The organism is Streptomyces sp. NPDC091387 (assembly GCF_044756945.1).
Lineage (GTDB): Bacteria > Actinomycetota > Actinomycetes > Streptomycetales > Streptomycetaceae > Streptomyces.
In genome coordinates this window covers 322921-337030 of the sequence record NZ_JBIVTZ010000001.1, presented here as the reverse complement: position 1 = coordinate 337030, position 14110 = coordinate 322921, and the positions used below count along the sequence as shown (strand labels likewise).

Genomic DNA, 14110 nt, shown 5'->3' with positions numbered 1-14110 from the left:
GGTCGCAGCAGATTCCCGAGCGGTGACATTCGTGAACACCTGCTCCGCGCGACCCAGGGTCAATCGCATCGTGCCGTAAGGCCCCACGGCATATCCGGTTCGGTGCCCGTGCAGGTGCAGTTCCTCCACTGCCTGAAGGCCGGCGTCGACTTCCGGCACGTCGTTCGGTGGGACGAGGGCGTGCAGGTCCTCTGCCCACTCCCAACCGAGATCACGAAGCACGGTCCGGGCTTCCTCCTGCTCCCAGCCGCTTCGCGCCACCAGCCCATGATGGGGGTCCGTCGAGAAGACCATGTTCGGGTCCGTCATCATCCGGCCATCTCCTCGACTCGTCCCGCAGATCCCGTCTCCTCGCCCGTGGCCGTGGGCCAGGCCGCGAGCTGGAAACGCGCCGGACGGTCGTCGTGCCTGCCGACGCGGCATTCGTCGCCTGCCTTGCCCAATGTCTTGTTCATGCGGGTGAGGAAGCGGTCGTACTGTTCGTGCCAGATCACGGACGAGCCCGCTTCCGTATACGCGTCTCCCCGGGCGAAGGCCAGGGCCGCGATCTCGTATGCCAGGCACTCGTGCTTCGCCCAGCACGGCGGGATGACGTCCTGCGGCTGCCAGGCGTACGTCCGGTTCAGCCAGCGGCACACGGAATCGAGCCACGCGGGCATGGGCTTGATCAGCTCTGCTGACAGGGCGCCGATGTCCCACGGGACGGGACCGTCGGCAGCCACGGACGCCTCCGTGCTCCGCTCCGCGATGTACTCCAGGATCAGTGGGGGCGGCTCGGGAAAGGGCCCGAAGCGGGTCAGGGTCTCGATCATGCGGCAGTCGCTCCTGCACGGCCGGCCCACGCCACCGCGTGGGCCTTGGCCTGGTTCCTCTTCTCGGTGGCCCGCCGGTTCCGCTCGGCTTCATTGGCGGCTCGAAGGTCACGGACGTGACCCTCGATCTCGGCCCAGGAATCCCAGGTCCACATGCCGTCGAGCCGGGTGACGATCGGCGGGAGGTTGTCCGCGAGGACCAGAGCGTGCCCCGCGGGCAGGCCCCTGATCTCGTCTCCTCGAAGGACGGGTTCGAGCGCCATGTGCGTGGCCGTCGAGTGGCCGCCGCGGTCCCCACCGGACGTGGTCTTCGTCGTGCGCTCTCGCTCGACCTGACCGCACAGGTCGGACATGTCCTTCAGGAAGTCGGGGTCCTTGTCCCCGGGCAGGACGACGACGTTGTTGGTGAAGGCCGCCAGCTCCTTGGCGGTGTCCTCGCCGAAGCGGGCACGCGCAGACGCCCACGCCTGGAGGCCGTAGACGACCGTGATGCCACGGCCCTGGCCGTCGGCGACGCGTTGGCGCAGGGAGGGGATCGGCGCAATGTTCGGCGCCTCGTCCAGGGCCGCGAGGAGAGCGGGGTCGAGCCGCCCGGCCGGGGAGGCGAGGGCGTGCCCTTCCGCGAGATCCAGAAGGTCTTCGGCTATCGCGGTGGTCAGCGGCGCGACGCTGTTCACCTCCGAGTCCTTGCCGAGGAGGTAGAGGGTGCCCCCGGCGTCGAGGAAAGCGCCGAAATCCGTGGGGTTCTCTCGGTCTCCCTGAAGGGCGTTGATCACCGACTGGTGCATGAAGGGTTCGAGAGCCGCGTCGAGGGTCGAAGCGGTGTTGCCGACGGTGCGGCTGTCGCCGGTGGTGGCCGTGCGGAGCATGTCCGCCCAGCCGGGGCCGGCGCCCGGATGAGCGTTGAGGATGCCGAGCGGTGCCGGGTCGGTCAGCTTGCGGGCCCACCGCAGCACCCAGTCGAGGGAGGCGCCGTCGAGAGCGGCGGCGTGGAAGATAGCAGCGAGGATCTTGGAAGCCTGCCCCTTGTAGAAGGCGCTGCCCTCGCTGGACTGTGCTGCGCCGTTGGGGGTGCGTGAGCCCGCGACGAACGCCTTCCCGCGCATCATCGCCACCTCTGTGTCGGCTGCGCCGTTGATCGGCGTCCACCGGAAGCGGGGGAGGCTGGGAGCGATGTTCTGCGGGTCGAAGACCGCGACGGGGCGGCCGTCCCGCTGCCTCGCGTCGAGGGTCAGTTCGACCAGATCCGGCTTGGTCGAGGTGGCCAGGACGGGCCCGGCCCAGTTGCGGACGAGCGGGGCGAAGAACCTCATCGTTTTTCCGCTGCCCATCGGGCCGATGACCCGGCATGCCTTGTCGGCGCGGGACCAGAGATCGACGCCCTTCGGGCGCTGCGAGGTGCCCAGCGAGTAGCCGAAATCGTGAGTATCGAGGGGGTTGTGCATGACGTACTCCGGAGCGAAGTGGGCGACGAGGAGAGAGGGTCAACGAGCGGCGGGGCGGTTCTTCGCGAAGCTCACCCCGGCTGCGCGGCTGGGGTGGCCGTCGTCGCTGGTGAGGGAGGGCCGGATCTCGGTGGCCTTCAAGACTGCTTTGGCCGACATCTGGCGCTTGAGCTGTGCCTTGCTCGCGAATCCGGCGTTGCGCCGTCCGCGGTTCAGCAGGAACCAGAGCGTCACCAGGGCCACCGCGCACACGGCCGTCACGGCGTACAGGGCCAGGGAGATCCCGCCGGGCATGATGTCCATTACTCGGCCCTCCGGGCGACGCGGGCCGCCAGGTAGCGCATCCGCCGGCCGCACAGCCGCGACATTGACGCATCGGGCCCGGCACAGCGCCTGGGCGCGGTGTGGAAGGCGCTGTGCAAATCCTCGGCGGCTCGCCAGATGTGGGCGCCGGCCGTACGTACGCGTCCTCCAGCGGCGGAGTAGTCGCCGTGATCCAGCACGAGGGCCAGTTCCTTCATACGCCGTGCGAGGTCGAGCGCTTCGGCGTGCAGCTGGTCGATCTCCTGCCGCACCGCGCGCTCGTCGGCGGGAAGCGTGGTGTGGTCAGTGGTCACGGTCATGGCGAGGGCTCGTTCCGAGTCTGCGTGGAAGGGGTCGGCGGTCGAGGGGCGGCGGTATCCGCTCATTCGGCGTCCGGGGAGGTGCTGGTCAGGTCGGTCATCGACCCGGAGGAGAAGCACAGGTGCTGCTCGGCCTCCACCAAGAGGTGCTGGACGCCGGGGTAGATCACCTCGCCGACCTTCCACAGCGCGATTCCGCGGCGCAGGCGCATGATGTGCTCGGCCGTCCAGGACGGCAGACCCAGCCGGGCCACCGTCGCTTCCGCCTCCGCCTTCTTCTGGCTGTAGATCACGATGGTGTCGGCCATCTTCAACGCCGCTTGGGTCTCTGGGCTGTCGTCAATGTCGGACAGGTGATGGACGATGAAGATGCAGCTCAGCCCGTATCCCCGCGCGAATTTCAGGAACTTCTCAAGCAACGAGGCGAGTTGGGGGGTTCCGAGGATGTGCCAGGCTTCCTCGCAGACGAGGATGCGCTTGCGCTGCGTGTAGCGGCGGCAGCCGGAGCCGGGGTTCGGCCCCAGCTCCCAGGCCCCGGAGTTCGCGTCGACCACGACGCGGTTGTGCTGCCCCGGCTCCGTCCCGCATTCGCACAGTGGGCGCAGCCAGACCTCTTCGAGGAAGACCGAGATGACGGCGACGAGGATGGTCATGGCGACGCCGCCGGACGGGACCTTGGTCAGGTCGAACACGATCATGTCGGCGTCGAGATCTACGCCCAGGCTGGTCGGGCCGTCGAGCATGCCCGTCAGGTCGCCGGTGTCGTCCTGTTCGCTGCCGCACAGCCGGTCCAGGACGTAGGACGCCTCCAGGCCGTCACCGAGAAGTTCGTCCCGCGTACGCTTCTTGGCCGTCGCGTCGGACTCCTCCGGGGACCGCAGCGCGGCGGAGACGTCGGCCAGGACCGGGGTGCGGCCGAGTTCTCCCGCCCGCTGGTGGGCCCTGCGGATCGCGATCCGCAGGGCAGAACCGGCGAACTCGTCCAGGGCCTTGCCGAGGCCGAGTTCAACGATGGTGCGCACCAGCTCGACTTGCCGCTTGCCCGCGATGGCCGGGTCCATCGGGTTGATGCACGAGGCGCCACGGCCGCCGCCGGGCGCGAACTTCACGGGGGCCTTGCCGGTCAGCGAGCGGCCGAGTGCGGCCCACTCGCCTTCTTCGCGCTCCTTCTGCTCCTTGGTGTCGAGGACGACGACCTGACGCCCGAGGCGGATCTGCCGGGCCGCGTATGTCTTGGTCAGGGCCGACTTGCCCCGGCCCGTGTCCCCCATGACGATCATGTTGCCGCCGGGCAGGCCGTCACCGAACGCCGAGAACGGGCAGTAGATGAACGCCTTGCCCGAGTACAGCTCCCGGCCGATGATCGCGCCCGCCGTGCCGAGGGTCGGCGGGGCGATCGGAAGGTACAGGGCCTGGCTGGTGGTCGTCTCGGTGTAGAGGGGACGGCGCACCGTCTCGTGCATCGGCGACAGCGGGGCAAGGTCGAGCAGGTCTGTCACTTGATGCCTCCGGCGAGGGGCAGGGTCGTGGCGAAGGCGCGGGCGTGTTCGAGGTCGAGCCATTCGATCCGCAGGTGCGCGTTGCGGGCACGGGAGGCGGTGGTGCGCTTGGTGCGCTCCAGCTCTTCGGCGCTGCGCGAGGAGATGGTGATGTAGCCGACGACGGCGGAGCCGGCCGCGCCGGAGGAGGCCAGGGTCATGCCGCGCGATCCGGTGGCGCTGGCGGCGATCTGGTCGCGCGGGTCGATGTTCTTGCCGCGCTTACGGTCGCGGTCGATCTCGGCCTGGTTGTTCGTGTCCTCCGCGAGCATTCGCTCCACGGCCTTGTCGTTGGGTTCGAGCTGCTGCGTGATCGAGATGGTGCGGATGACATCGGGCATCCCGATCAGCAGCGGCGAGAGAAAGTCGGGGCCGACAGGGGTCGTGGGCCATCCGACGACGGCGGCCGTGGCGTGGTACCAGCTGTCCGTGGAACCTGCCGCGCGAGTGGCGACGTGGGCGCCGTCGCGGACGTCGACGTTGCGGGGGAAGGCGTGCGCCTGTCGGAGGTCGGTGTCCCAAATGGCTTGGTCTGGGTCGTAGGAGTTGCGGATGAACGCGGTCATCCGTCCTTCGTCCAGGGGTGCGATCACGGAGAGGTCGGCGTCCTCCGCGCGGGACCACAGCTCATCCAGGTACGCGGCCATGGCGGCGGCGACTCCTTCGTCACCGGTACCGCGGGCGGCACCCTCGGCCGCCAGGTCGCGGGTGAACCGGGCGTGGATGGTGATGTAGTAGCGGTGCTCCTCAGCAGAAGTCGAAACGGCGTTGGCCAGTACGTCGTACGAGTCCTTCAGCCACTGCGGGGCGTCCGTCGTCGCGGCCGACTCGTCACGCTGCGCGATGTAGCGCTGGTGGGCGTAGGGGTCCGACTTCATCTGCCGGGCCAGGGCCTGGATGCGCTTCACCGGGTGTTCTTCGACGTTCCCGAAGGCGTCGAGGAGTTCGCCCCAGCGCTCCAGGGCCACGATCTGCTCACCGACTTCCTTGCCGCCGAGGCCGGGCGAGGCGATCTCCAGAGTGGCTGTGACGCACCCGGCCTCCGGCTGGAGGACCACCACGGCCTGCTGACCGCGGACCGTGACCGGCACCCACGTCATGCCCGTGGCGCCTTCCGGCTCCACAAGTGCGGCGTCCGGGGGCGTGCCGTTGGCACGCACGCCGGCCTCGACAGCCGGGGACACCCATACGCCGCCGGTACGGCGGAGCGCCTTGCGGTGGTAGCGGTTGATCCGCCACCAGCGGTAGAGGGTGCGCCGCTGGGACGTGCCCTTGGGCCGGTACGGGGCGTACACGATGACCAGGGCGAGCAGGATCGGCAGGACCAGGCACGTTGCGGCGATGGCCGTCACGCCGTTGAAGAGGTAGCCGAAGAGGATGCCGGTGACGGCGCCGCCGCCGAGGACGACCTGTTCGCCGAGGTCTCGGCGGCCGACCAGCCCTGTGGGGCGGTGCTTTCCGAACTGATACGTACGAGTCGACATGGAGGGTCACTGATCCTTGCTGGGGTTCGGTCGTCCGGGTGCCTGGCCGCCCGAGGGCCGCGACGGCGGCGGGGGCGTGACGGAGGGCCCGGTGCCCGAGGTGGTTCCTGATGCGGAGGAGGGGGAGGCGGGTGGTGTCGGGCCCGAGGTTCCCGTGCCGGTTGACGGCGGGGATGGCGACTGTGCTGTGCTCGGTGCCCCGTTGGCTTCCGGTGCGCGTCCGGCCGAGGCGTGGCCACCGGCCGAGGACCAGTCCGGAGAAGAGCTGACGACCGGGTCGGAGGTCGCTCCCTGGGGACGAGCGGCGTCCGGTGCACCGGACGTACCGGCGGCTTCGTCGCCGCCCTGCTGGCCTTCGGGCTGTTCGGGATTGCCGCCGCCTGCGGCGTCGGTGCCCTGCGCGCCCGGGGAACTGGCGGCCTTGTTCTTCGCCATGTCGACGCCGGCCTTGGCAACGGCGAGCCCGGCCGCGACCGGTCCGGCCACAGCAGTTCCGCCGCCCATCTTGGCGCCAGCGGTCTTGGCGCCAGCGGTCTTGGAGCCGCCGACCAAGGAGTCCTGGACACGAGCGCCCATCGCCCTGTTGGCGTGCTGGGCGGGGCCGTCGACCGCGGCGGCCGGGCCGGAGGACTGTGCACTCTTCCGGTCGTGGTGGAGGCTGGCCATCTCGTCGCCGAAGGCGGGCACCCACTTGTAGAGCGTGGCGGACGCGAAGACGGCAAGCAGGAGGATCAACGCGCCGACCAGGGTCTTGGAGACCGAGTCGGACATGCTCCCCGAGGTGTCGCTGAGGATCGCGCCGCCGAGGCCCAGCAGAGCGAACAAGATCGGCTTACTCAGGCCGATGGCGAAGATGGCCCCGAACCACTTCTTAGACTTGCCCCACAGGTCGCGGTCGACCAGCCCGGCGTTGACGATCGGCCCGAGCGCGACGGCCACGTAGATGGCCGCGCTGCGGATCAGGAGCTCGATCCACATCAGCAGGGCGCCGCACATCATGATGAGGTTGACGACCAGCAGCTGTCCCACGCCCTCGGTGGGGTTGGCTGCCATGACCTTGAGGATGTTCTCCAGGAAGGGCTTGAAATTCGATGTCGCGTACGGCTCGAAGATGGCCGTGACTTCGTCAATGGCCTTCATCAGCAGTGCGATTGCGCCCGGCGTCATGGCGTTGACCACGAACTGGAGGAGAAGGAAGCCGATCGCCTCGGACACGGCGGTGGTCAGGGCGACTCCGCGGACCGCCCGTTTGGCCACGGCGATCAACCAGAGAGCCACAGTGAGCAGGCTGGAGGCCGCGAAGATGATCGCGTACTGCTTCAGGAAGCCGGTGCTCGTCAGGTCGATCTTCGTGGTGTTCTGGATCAGCTCCAGCATCTTGCGCAAGAACCAGATGTTGGCCTCGGTCAGCTTCTGGAGCAGGAATCCCAACGGGTCCTTGACGAAGTCGATGGCCGCCTTCGCCTCGCAGACCATCGGTATGTAGCAAAAGGGGTTGGCCACCGCCGAGGGCACGAAAACGGACCCGATGATTACGTTGATCATGGCCACCGCCTGGAGACGGCGGCGCCAGCGGCCTGGGGTTCCCCGCTCGATGGTCAGCAGGCCGGGGGCGTCATCACGCAGTCGCAGGCGCATTGCTGGCACCTCCCACGTCCGCGAAGCTGTCGGCCGGGTCGGCTTCCTGCATGGCCGGCGGCGACGGAACGAGCGGTTCGGACGGCGTAACGGCCGTCGTCTTCCAGGTGCCGTCCTCCCAGACGAGGTCCACGGTCATTCGCAGGAAGGCGACCTGCGGGCGCTGCGTCTCGTCGTTCCCGGCGACGCCGCCCACGGACGCCGCCCACAACTCGATGCTCGCGGCCTGGTCGGAGTAGGAGATCGAGCGGGTGGCGAGCGCCGCGGTCCGCGTGATCAGCTCGCTGCCGTCGCCGGTCGTCCCGTCCGCGCCGACCCCGCGGTTCTCCATGACCAGGCGAGCTGTCGAGTCGGTCTCCTCGGTGACCGAGCGCAGCACGCTCGACGCGGCGGTAGCCGCCAGCATCCGGTGCCGCCAGTCCTCATGGGTGAAGAACCGGGGGTCGCCGTAGAGCATGGTGGCGCTGACGGCGGCGGTACGAGCGCCGTGCTCGTTATGTCCGTACGGTGCTGGGAATCCACTTCGGTCTTCGGCGCCGCTCAGCACGGGGTCTTCTGCAGCGGCCGGGACGTAGTCCGAGAAGTCGCCCGGTACGTTGGATGCCTGCCGCACGTCAATCGGAGCGACCAGTCCCGTCGAGGCCGAACTGTCCTTCAGCTTCCAGTCGTCGGACTCCCAGGTGAGGGTGACCGTCACCGACTGGAAGCCCGTCTTCGGTGTCGCGTGCCCGGCCGTGCTGCCGCGAACCGTCGTCGTCCACAGCCGCACCATCGCCCCGTGGGTGTCGAAGCCCAGGACATGCGCCGAGAGGACACCGGTACGCGCGACGGTCTTCTTGACGGAGACCTTGGAGGTGTCGCCCCGCAGGGAGCCGACCGCTTCCTCGGCAGCGTGGTCGGCCTTCTTCACCGCCGCATCAGCCGAGCCCTTGGCTGCCATAACTGCCACCGCACGGTGCCGCGCGTCCTTGTCCGTGAGGAACTGCGGGCTCCCGCTGACCGTCGTGTAGTTGGCCGCTGCCGCCTTGGCGCCGGATCGAGTGTGCGGGTAGCCGACCGGGACGCCGTGCAGCTCGCGCACGCCTTCGCCGTTCGCCTGCGGAGCCGAGTGGGCCGGTGCTGACGCGGAGGGAGCCGTGGCGGGAGGGGTGCCCGTCGACATGCTGACGACCACCCCGGCCGCGGTGACCACTGCCGCACCGCTGGCCGCGATGCCCCAGAGCTTGGCCGACGAGCGGCGCGCCCCGCTGGCCTTTGAAGAGGAAACGTTCCTCCGGGATCGTGAAGCCATGGGTCACACACCCATGCCGTACGTGATGGCGAAGATGGTGCCGAAGCTGGCCACGAGGAAGACGCAGGTCAGGCCGCCGACCATCATGCCCTTGCCGCGCGAGCTGTCCATCGTGGAGTGGCCCTCGCCGAACCACCCCTTCGACTTGCCGACACCGGCGAGGAAGGCACCGGCGCCGACGACGAGGACGACGGCGGCGATGACACCCAGGATGACCTTCGCCGTGCCGCCGAGCTTCCCGAAGGGTCCCCAGTCCGGCTTCACACCGGACACGACATCGGCTCCGGCGGCGAGGGTCGTGTGCAGGGAGGGATCGGCAGCGGCAGAAAGGAGGTTGTGCATGGTTCAGCCCCTTGGTGCTGTGAGGGATGGTTTGGGATATTTTGAGGTGATTAGTCGACGTGCCGCATCGCGATGATCTGCGGTTTCCAGTAGCTGAGCGGCTTGATCCGCACCTGAGCCCCGGTGTGCGGGGCGTCGATGACCTGGCCGTCGCCGATGTACATGCCGACGTGCTCAGGCCCGGCGCCGCCAGGGACGCTGAACAGCAGGTCGCCCGGGACGAGTTGGGAGACGGCCTTGACGGCGGTCCCCGCGTGGACCTGGTCGTATGTGGTTCGCGGCAGGTTCACCCCCGCCGCTGACCAGGCCATCTTGGTGAGCGAGGAGCAGTCGCAGCCGCCCACGCCCTCGTACGGCATGACACAACTGCCGCCCCACCGATACCAGGTGCCCAGAGCTGTCTTTGCGGCCGAGATCGCACGAGCAGCGCCCTTGCCGGCCGGGGCGCCAGGGCTGACGGCGTCGGCCCACTTCGAGGCCAGCGCACGGATGTTGCGTACGTAGTCGCGGGTCTCGGGGTACGGAGGGATGCCGCCGTACTTGATCACCGCGCCGCCGCCTGCGTTGTACGCGGCCAGCATGTTGTCCGTTGAGTCGCCCGGTACCTTCTTGGCCTCTTTGGCCAAGGTGCAGTCGTACGCGGCCTGTGCGGCGATGGCATCGGCAGGATTTCGGATGCCCTTGACCCCGTCGCCGTCGTCGTCCTTGCCGTGCTGTGCCCAGGTCCCCGGCATGAACTGAGCGATGCCGAGGGCGCCGACGGGTGAGGTCGCACCGGAGTTGAAGTTGCTCTCCGTGTACAGCTGAGCCGCCAGGAGGGAAGCTGTGACCTGCGGGCACTCGCCCGCGTGCTTGTTGATCAGCTCACGGACCCAGCCCGGTACAGGCGCGTCCGTCGTGATGCCGCCCCCAGGTCCGGCTTCCTGCGCGGAGGCGCTGTCGGCGCCTCCAAACGTGGTCAGCACGGCGACGCCGGTGATGAGCCCGGCCGTGACGAGTCCCAGACCAGCTTGTGTGCCCTTGTTCATCGCGGCCCCGTCACGCCCAGGGCAAGGCGGTGACGCGCCAGCCCTCGGTGGTGTGCTCCAGGCGGAGTGCGAGCTGTTCGTTACTGCTGCGCGCGTGGCCGGACTTCGGGGTGGTCGTGAGGGTGTAGCTCACGCGGACGAGGGCGGAGGAGGCCGTTGCCGCAGGCGCACCGTCGGGGATGACGGCGGACGTGATCTTGGCCGTCTGGTGTGCCTTCTCGGCCCGCAGGGCGGCCCATGCGGCGTCTTGGCTCGGTCGCTTCTGGGCGAGGACGCCCGCCAGTTCGCCCGAGGCGAGCCGGGCGGCCCGAGCGCCGGCATCCGCGTATGAGCTGTCGGCGCCGTCGCGGGCGTCGTGTTCTGCGTAGGCCGTTGCGAAGGCGCGCGCTGTCCGCTCAACGTCTGTCGGGAGGCGGGTTGCTGCCGGGGAGGCGGTGCTGCCGCTGTGCGACGGGGCGGTGTCGGGGATGCCCGCCGAGACCGAGGGCGGCTGCGTGGACGCGGTCGAGGCGGCGGATGTGCCGCTGTCCGAGCTGGAGCAGCCGGCCGACAGGAGAACCAGGGAACCAGCTACGCCTATTGCGGCTGATATATGTATGAAACGGGTGGATCGAGGCATGCGGGAACCACAACCTTGGTGCAAGAGATTTCGGAAGTGCGAGCGGCGCGGCCCCGCGGGGGCTGGGAGCCGCGCCGCTCCTTCGCAGGAAGAGGGGGATTCCTCCTGCGGGCTTTACCGGCGAATGCCGGAGAAATTGAGAAGCAGGCCGGAGCGTGTAGCTCTATCTGCCTGTCTCATCTGTCGAAGAGTTCGATCGTGTTTCGCGTCTGTGAGACGGTTGAGCTGCCGGGACGTCACTCATATCAAGGCCATCAGTCCCTTGCGTGATTCGAAGGAGATCCCAAACGGATCTCAAAGGCCAGAAAAGTCTTGTGGCGTTGGCCGTGCCTGAATCCTTGCAGGGGTTTGCGGACAACTCGAATCAACAAAAAAGCCGGAACTTAATTCCAGGAATTAAGTTCCGGCTTTCGGCGGAGCGGCTTACGGTCCTATAAATACCACGTCGTGAAGTAATGCGAGTGGTGAGTGCGTCGTCCTTCTGGATTTCGGTGGTGCGGCTTTGGCTCCGACCGGAGCCAGGACGGCACCGCTGAAATCCAGAAGGACAGTGGCCGTCTCGGGGCAGTGCTCTGTAATCGGACCCGTAATCCAGCCGCACTTCGTGATGTGACGACTGATGTGACGGGATGCTGGGTGGTGACGGGAGCGCGCCGAGCTCGCACACGGCAGCGGGATCTGGCGGATCGGTTGGCCAAACCGCTCCCGATTCCGGGAAGCGATCTTCAGCGGGTTGAACCCGGCGACGTACGACTACGCGGGCGCGGTCCTGTTCAACGCCCACGCCGGAGCCCTGTGGGCCCGCTTCACCACCTACCTGCGCCGCGAACTCGCCGCCGGGCTCGGCATGTCGCAGAAGACCGCTCATGCGGTCCTGCGGATCTCTTTCGCGAAGGTCGCCGAGTACCAGCAGCGCGGGCTGGTCCACTTCCACGCCGTCATTCGGCTCGACGGCCCGGACGGCAACAGCCAGTCCCCGCCGCCCTACGCCACCGTCGCCGTGCTCAGTGACGCCGTATGCACCGCCCACGCCCGAGTCCGTGTCACGGTCACCTCGGACGCGGTCGGAGAACGCGAACTCGCCTGGGGCAAGCAGCTCGACGTATCCGAGATCACGGCCTTCGGCACCGACGCCGAATTCACCGATCAGGCCGTGGCCGCCTACGTGGCCAAGTACGCCACCAAGTCCGCCGACGACTCCGGCACCCTCGACCGCGCCCTGTTCTGCCGCCCCTGCCACGGGCGCGGAACCACTCTCCTGCCCCACGGCACCCCGCTCCCCTGCGCCCGCCTGCGACGGTACCGGACAGGCTAGGCCACTGCCCCGCCTCGCCGTCGCCCGCCACGTCCGACAGATGATCCGCACCTGCTGGGAACTCGGCAGGCTGCCCGAGTTCGCCGAACTCAAGCTCTGGAAGTGGGCGCACATGCTCGGCTTCCGAGGCCACTTCTCCACCAAGTCCCGCAGCTACTCCACCACCCTCGGCGCGCTGCGCGACGCCCGCCGCACCTGGCGCACCGAACAGGCCCACGCCCACGCCGGCCTCCCCGAACCCGACCCGACGACCACGCTCGTCATCGGCCACTGGGACTACCTCGGCGCGGGCTACAGCCCCGGCGCGAGCCTCCTCGCCGCCTCCGTAAGGCACCGCAGGGAAATGGAACGGCAGTTCACGACCGAAGGGGGCAGCTGATGTCCACGCCTCCGCTCACCGCCCTCCACAAGCAGGCGGCACCGGCGCTGGACCTGCTCACGGTGCCCCAGGTTATGGCCCGCCTCCAGCTCGGCCGCTCCGCCGTCTACGACCTCCTCCGCACCGGCCAACTCGCCTCAATCACCCTCGGCCGCGCCCGCCGCATCCCCACCCACGCCCTCACCGACTTCATCCGCACCCGCCTCGAACAGGAAGCCGCCTGATGACCACACCCCGCGACGCCCCCGCTTCCCGCCGTGTCCGCGCCAACGGCGACGGATCCGTCTACCAGCGCAAGGACCGCCGTTGGGAAGCCGCCGGATACGTCCTTGCACCCGGCAACACCCGCCGCCGCGTCCGCGTCTACGGCACCACCCGCAAGGAAGCCCTGGCCAAGCTCACCGAGAAGATCGCCGCCAGCAACCGCGGCCTCCCCGCCCCCTCCGCGCAGGGCAGCCTGGCCGCGTACCTGACGTACTGGCTGGAGAACGTCGCCGTCCACCACCTCCGCGAGACCACCCACACCCGATACACCGCCTGCATCGACCGCTACCTCATCCCCGGTCTCGGCAAGAAGAAGCTCGCCAAGCTCACTGCCAAGGACGTCCGCACCTGGCTCAACGAACTCCGTACCACCTGCCAGTGCTGCGCACGCGGCATCGACGTCGGTCGCGATCAGCCCCGATGCTGCGCCACCGGAGCGTGCTGCTCCAAGCGTCTCTCCCCGCTGACGCTCGCGTACATCCATTCCGTCCTCAAGTCCGCCCTGGAGCAAGCCGTCCGAGAAGAGGAGATCCCCCGTAACGTGGCCCGAAACGTCCGCACTGGTACACCCCGCCCCCGCCGCTTCGAACCACTCACCGCCGACGAAGCCCACCAGTTTCTCGCCGCCGTCAAGGGCACCCGTCTGCACGCACTGTACGAACTCGCCCTCCACACTGGCCTACGCAAGGGTGAGCTCCTCGGCCTCCGCTGGGAAGACCTCGACCTCAACGCGGGCACCGCATCCATCCGCCGGACGCTGCAGCGCACCAACGCAGGCGGCCTCACCACGCTGCCCACCAAGACCCGGGCCTCCGAGCGTCGCATCGCACTCCCCGCCCGCTGCCTCCAGTCGCTGAAACACCACCGCGAACAGCAGCAGGAACAGAACACTGCGGGCGCCGAGTGGCAGCAGAGCGCGTACGTGTTCACCACCCCTCAGGGCAGACCGATCGACCCGACCAACCTCACCCGGACCTTCACCACGCTCCTCCGCAAGGCAGGCCTCCGCCGCATCCGCTTCCACGACCTTCGACACTCGACCGCGACCCTCCTGCTGGAACAGGGAGTCGAACTCGTCGTCATCAAGGAACTTCTCGGCCACGCCCACATCGGCGTCACCGCCACCGTTTATGCCCACGTAAGGCTCCGCCTCCAGCGAAACGCCATCGACCTCCTCGGCCACGCCCTCCGCGACTCCGCCGACCGCGACGACCCACCGCTCTGCGCAGTCCCCGTCCCCTGACGTTGCCGTCAACTACTGCCGTCAGACACCTCTGAGGCCCCATCAGTCACAACCGATGGGGCCTCAGAGGTGCGATTGGAAATTCATGC

General features: G+C 68.6%; 13 protein-coding genes and 1 pseudogene. 3 read left to right on the top strand and 11 right to left on the bottom strand.

Annotated elements, in window-relative coordinates; translation table 11 throughout:
* Nucleotides 1–308: 308 nt before the first annotated feature.
* The 11 genes from ACIQM0_RS01690 to ACIQM0_RS01640 form a co-directional block, all read right to left on the bottom strand.
* Nucleotides 309–812 carry a hypothetical protein gene (locus ACIQM0_RS01690; RefSeq protein ID WP_401282378.1) on the bottom strand — a complete coding sequence of 168 codons (504 nt, stop codon included), beginning with the start codon at nt 810–812 and terminating at the stop codon, nt 309–311.
* Entirely contained in the window at nt 809–2257 is a 1449-nt protein-coding gene (locus ACIQM0_RS01685) for a type IV secretory system conjugative DNA transfer family protein (protein ID WP_401282375.1), read from the bottom strand. The genes ACIQM0_RS01690 and ACIQM0_RS01685 overlap by 4 nt, the downstream gene beginning before the upstream one ends.
* 39 nt (nt 2258–2296) lie before the next feature.
* Nucleotides 2297–2560: a hypothetical protein gene (locus tag ACIQM0_RS01680; RefSeq protein ID WP_401282373.1), complete on the bottom strand. Its 264-nt coding sequence runs from the start codon at nt 2558–2560 to the stop codon at nt 2297–2299.
* On the bottom strand, nt 2560–2880 hold the full coding sequence (locus ACIQM0_RS01675; RefSeq protein ID WP_401282370.1) for a DUF6238 family protein: 321 nt from the start codon (nt 2878–2880) through the stop codon (nt 2560–2562). Before ACIQM0_RS01675 ends, ACIQM0_RS01680 begins: the two co-directional genes overlap by 1 nt.
* A gap of 62 nt (nt 2881–2942) precedes the next feature.
* Nucleotides 2943–4379: an ATP/GTP-binding protein gene (locus ACIQM0_RS01670; protein ID WP_401282367.1), complete on the bottom strand. Its 1437-nt coding sequence runs from the start codon at nt 4377–4379 to the stop codon at nt 2943–2945.
* Nucleotides 4376–5902, bottom strand: coding sequence for an SCO6880 family protein (locus ACIQM0_RS01665; RefSeq protein WP_401282364.1), 1527 nt, complete (start codon nt 5900–5902; stop codon nt 4376–4378). Before ACIQM0_RS01665 ends, ACIQM0_RS01670 begins: the two co-directional genes overlap by 4 nt.
* A 6-nt stretch (nt 5903–5908) precedes the next feature.
* On the bottom strand, nt 5909–7540 hold the full coding sequence (locus ACIQM0_RS01660; protein ID WP_401282361.1) for a hypothetical protein: 1632 nt from the start codon (nt 7538–7540) through the stop codon (nt 5909–5911).
* On the bottom strand, nt 7521–8831 hold the full coding sequence (locus tag ACIQM0_RS01655; RefSeq protein ID WP_401282358.1) for a hypothetical protein: 1311 nt from the start codon (nt 8829–8831) through the stop codon (nt 7521–7523). Before ACIQM0_RS01655 ends, ACIQM0_RS01660 begins: the two co-directional genes overlap by 20 nt.
* A gap of 3 nt (nt 8832–8834) precedes the next feature.
* Complete coding sequence (locus ACIQM0_RS01650) at nt 8835–9173, bottom strand: hypothetical protein (protein ID WP_007447287.1); 339 nt, start codon at nt 9171–9173, stop codon at nt 8835–8837.
* Between the two features lie 50 nt (nt 9174–9223).
* Entirely contained in the window at nt 9224–10201 is a 978-nt protein-coding gene (locus ACIQM0_RS01645) for an NlpC/P60 family protein (protein WP_401282355.1), read from the bottom strand.
* Between the two features lie 10 nt (nt 10202–10211).
* On the bottom strand, nt 10212–10820 hold the full coding sequence (locus ACIQM0_RS01640; RefSeq protein WP_401282352.1) for a hypothetical protein: 609 nt from the start codon (nt 10818–10820) through the stop codon (nt 10212–10214).
* Nucleotides 10821–11553: 733 nt separating this feature from the next.
* Between ACIQM0_RS01640 and ACIQM0_RS01635 the strand changes: the two are divergent.
* From ACIQM0_RS01635 to ACIQM0_RS01625, 3 genes and pseudogenes are all read left to right on the top strand, one after another.
* Nucleotides 11554–12514: pseudogene (locus ACIQM0_RS01635) on the top strand (replication initiator); the annotation flags it as partial.
* Nucleotides 12514–12738: a helix-turn-helix domain-containing protein gene (locus tag ACIQM0_RS01630; RefSeq protein WP_401282349.1), complete on the top strand. Its 225-nt coding sequence runs from the start codon at nt 12514–12516 to the stop codon at nt 12736–12738. The pseudogene ACIQM0_RS01635 and the gene ACIQM0_RS01630, both read left to right, overlap by 1 nt.
* The gene (locus ACIQM0_RS01625; RefSeq protein ID WP_401282346.1) at nt 12738–14021 is read left to right on the top strand and encodes a tyrosine-type recombinase/integrase; all 1284 of its coding nucleotides are present in this window, start codon (nt 12738–12740) and stop codon (nt 14019–14021) included. Before ACIQM0_RS01630 ends, ACIQM0_RS01625 begins: the two co-directional genes overlap by 1 nt.
* Nucleotides 14022–14110 lie beyond the last annotated feature (89 nt).

Coding starts and splice junctions, on each gene's coding strand:
- ACIQM0_RS01680 (WP_401282373.1), bottom strand. CDS start 2,560: ATGGACATCATGCCCGGCGGGATCTCCCTGGCCCTGTACGCCGTGACG.
- ACIQM0_RS01665 (WP_401282364.1), bottom strand. CDS start 5,902: ATGTCGACTCGTACGTATCAGTTCGGAAAGCACCGCCCCACAGGGCTG.
- ACIQM0_RS01645 (WP_401282355.1), bottom strand. CDS start 10,201: ATGAACAAGGGCACACAAGCTGGTCTGGGACTCGTCACGGCCGGGCTC.
- ACIQM0_RS01630 (WP_401282349.1), top strand. CDS start 12,514: ATGTCCACGCCTCCGCTCACCGCCCTCCACAAGCAGGCGGCACCGGCG.
- ACIQM0_RS01650 (WP_007447287.1), bottom strand. CDS start 9,173: ATGCACAACCTCCTTTCTGCCGCTGCCGATCCCTCCCTGCACACGACC.
- ACIQM0_RS01685 (WP_401282375.1), bottom strand. CDS start 2,257: ATGCACAACCCCCTCGATACTCACGATTTCGGCTACTCGCTGGGCACC.
- ACIQM0_RS01675 (WP_401282370.1), bottom strand. CDS start 2,880: ATGACCGTGACCACTGACCACACCACGCTTCCCGCCGACGAGCGCGCG.
- ACIQM0_RS01655 (WP_401282358.1), bottom strand. CDS start 8,831: ATGGCTTCACGATCCCGGAGGAACGTTTCCTCTTCAAAGGCCAGCGGG.
- ACIQM0_RS01690 (WP_401282378.1), bottom strand. CDS start 812: ATGATCGAGACCCTGACCCGCTTCGGGCCCTTTCCCGAGCCGCCCCCA.
- ACIQM0_RS01640 (WP_401282352.1), bottom strand. CDS start 10,820: ATGCCTCGATCCACCCGTTTCATACATATATCAGCCGCAATAGGCGTA.
- ACIQM0_RS01660 (WP_401282361.1), bottom strand. CDS start 7,540: ATGCGCCTGCGACTGCGTGATGACGCCCCCGGCCTGCTGACCATCGAG.
- ACIQM0_RS01625 (WP_401282346.1), top strand. CDS start 12,738: ATGACCACACCCCGCGACGCCCCCGCTTCCCGCCGTGTCCGCGCCAAC.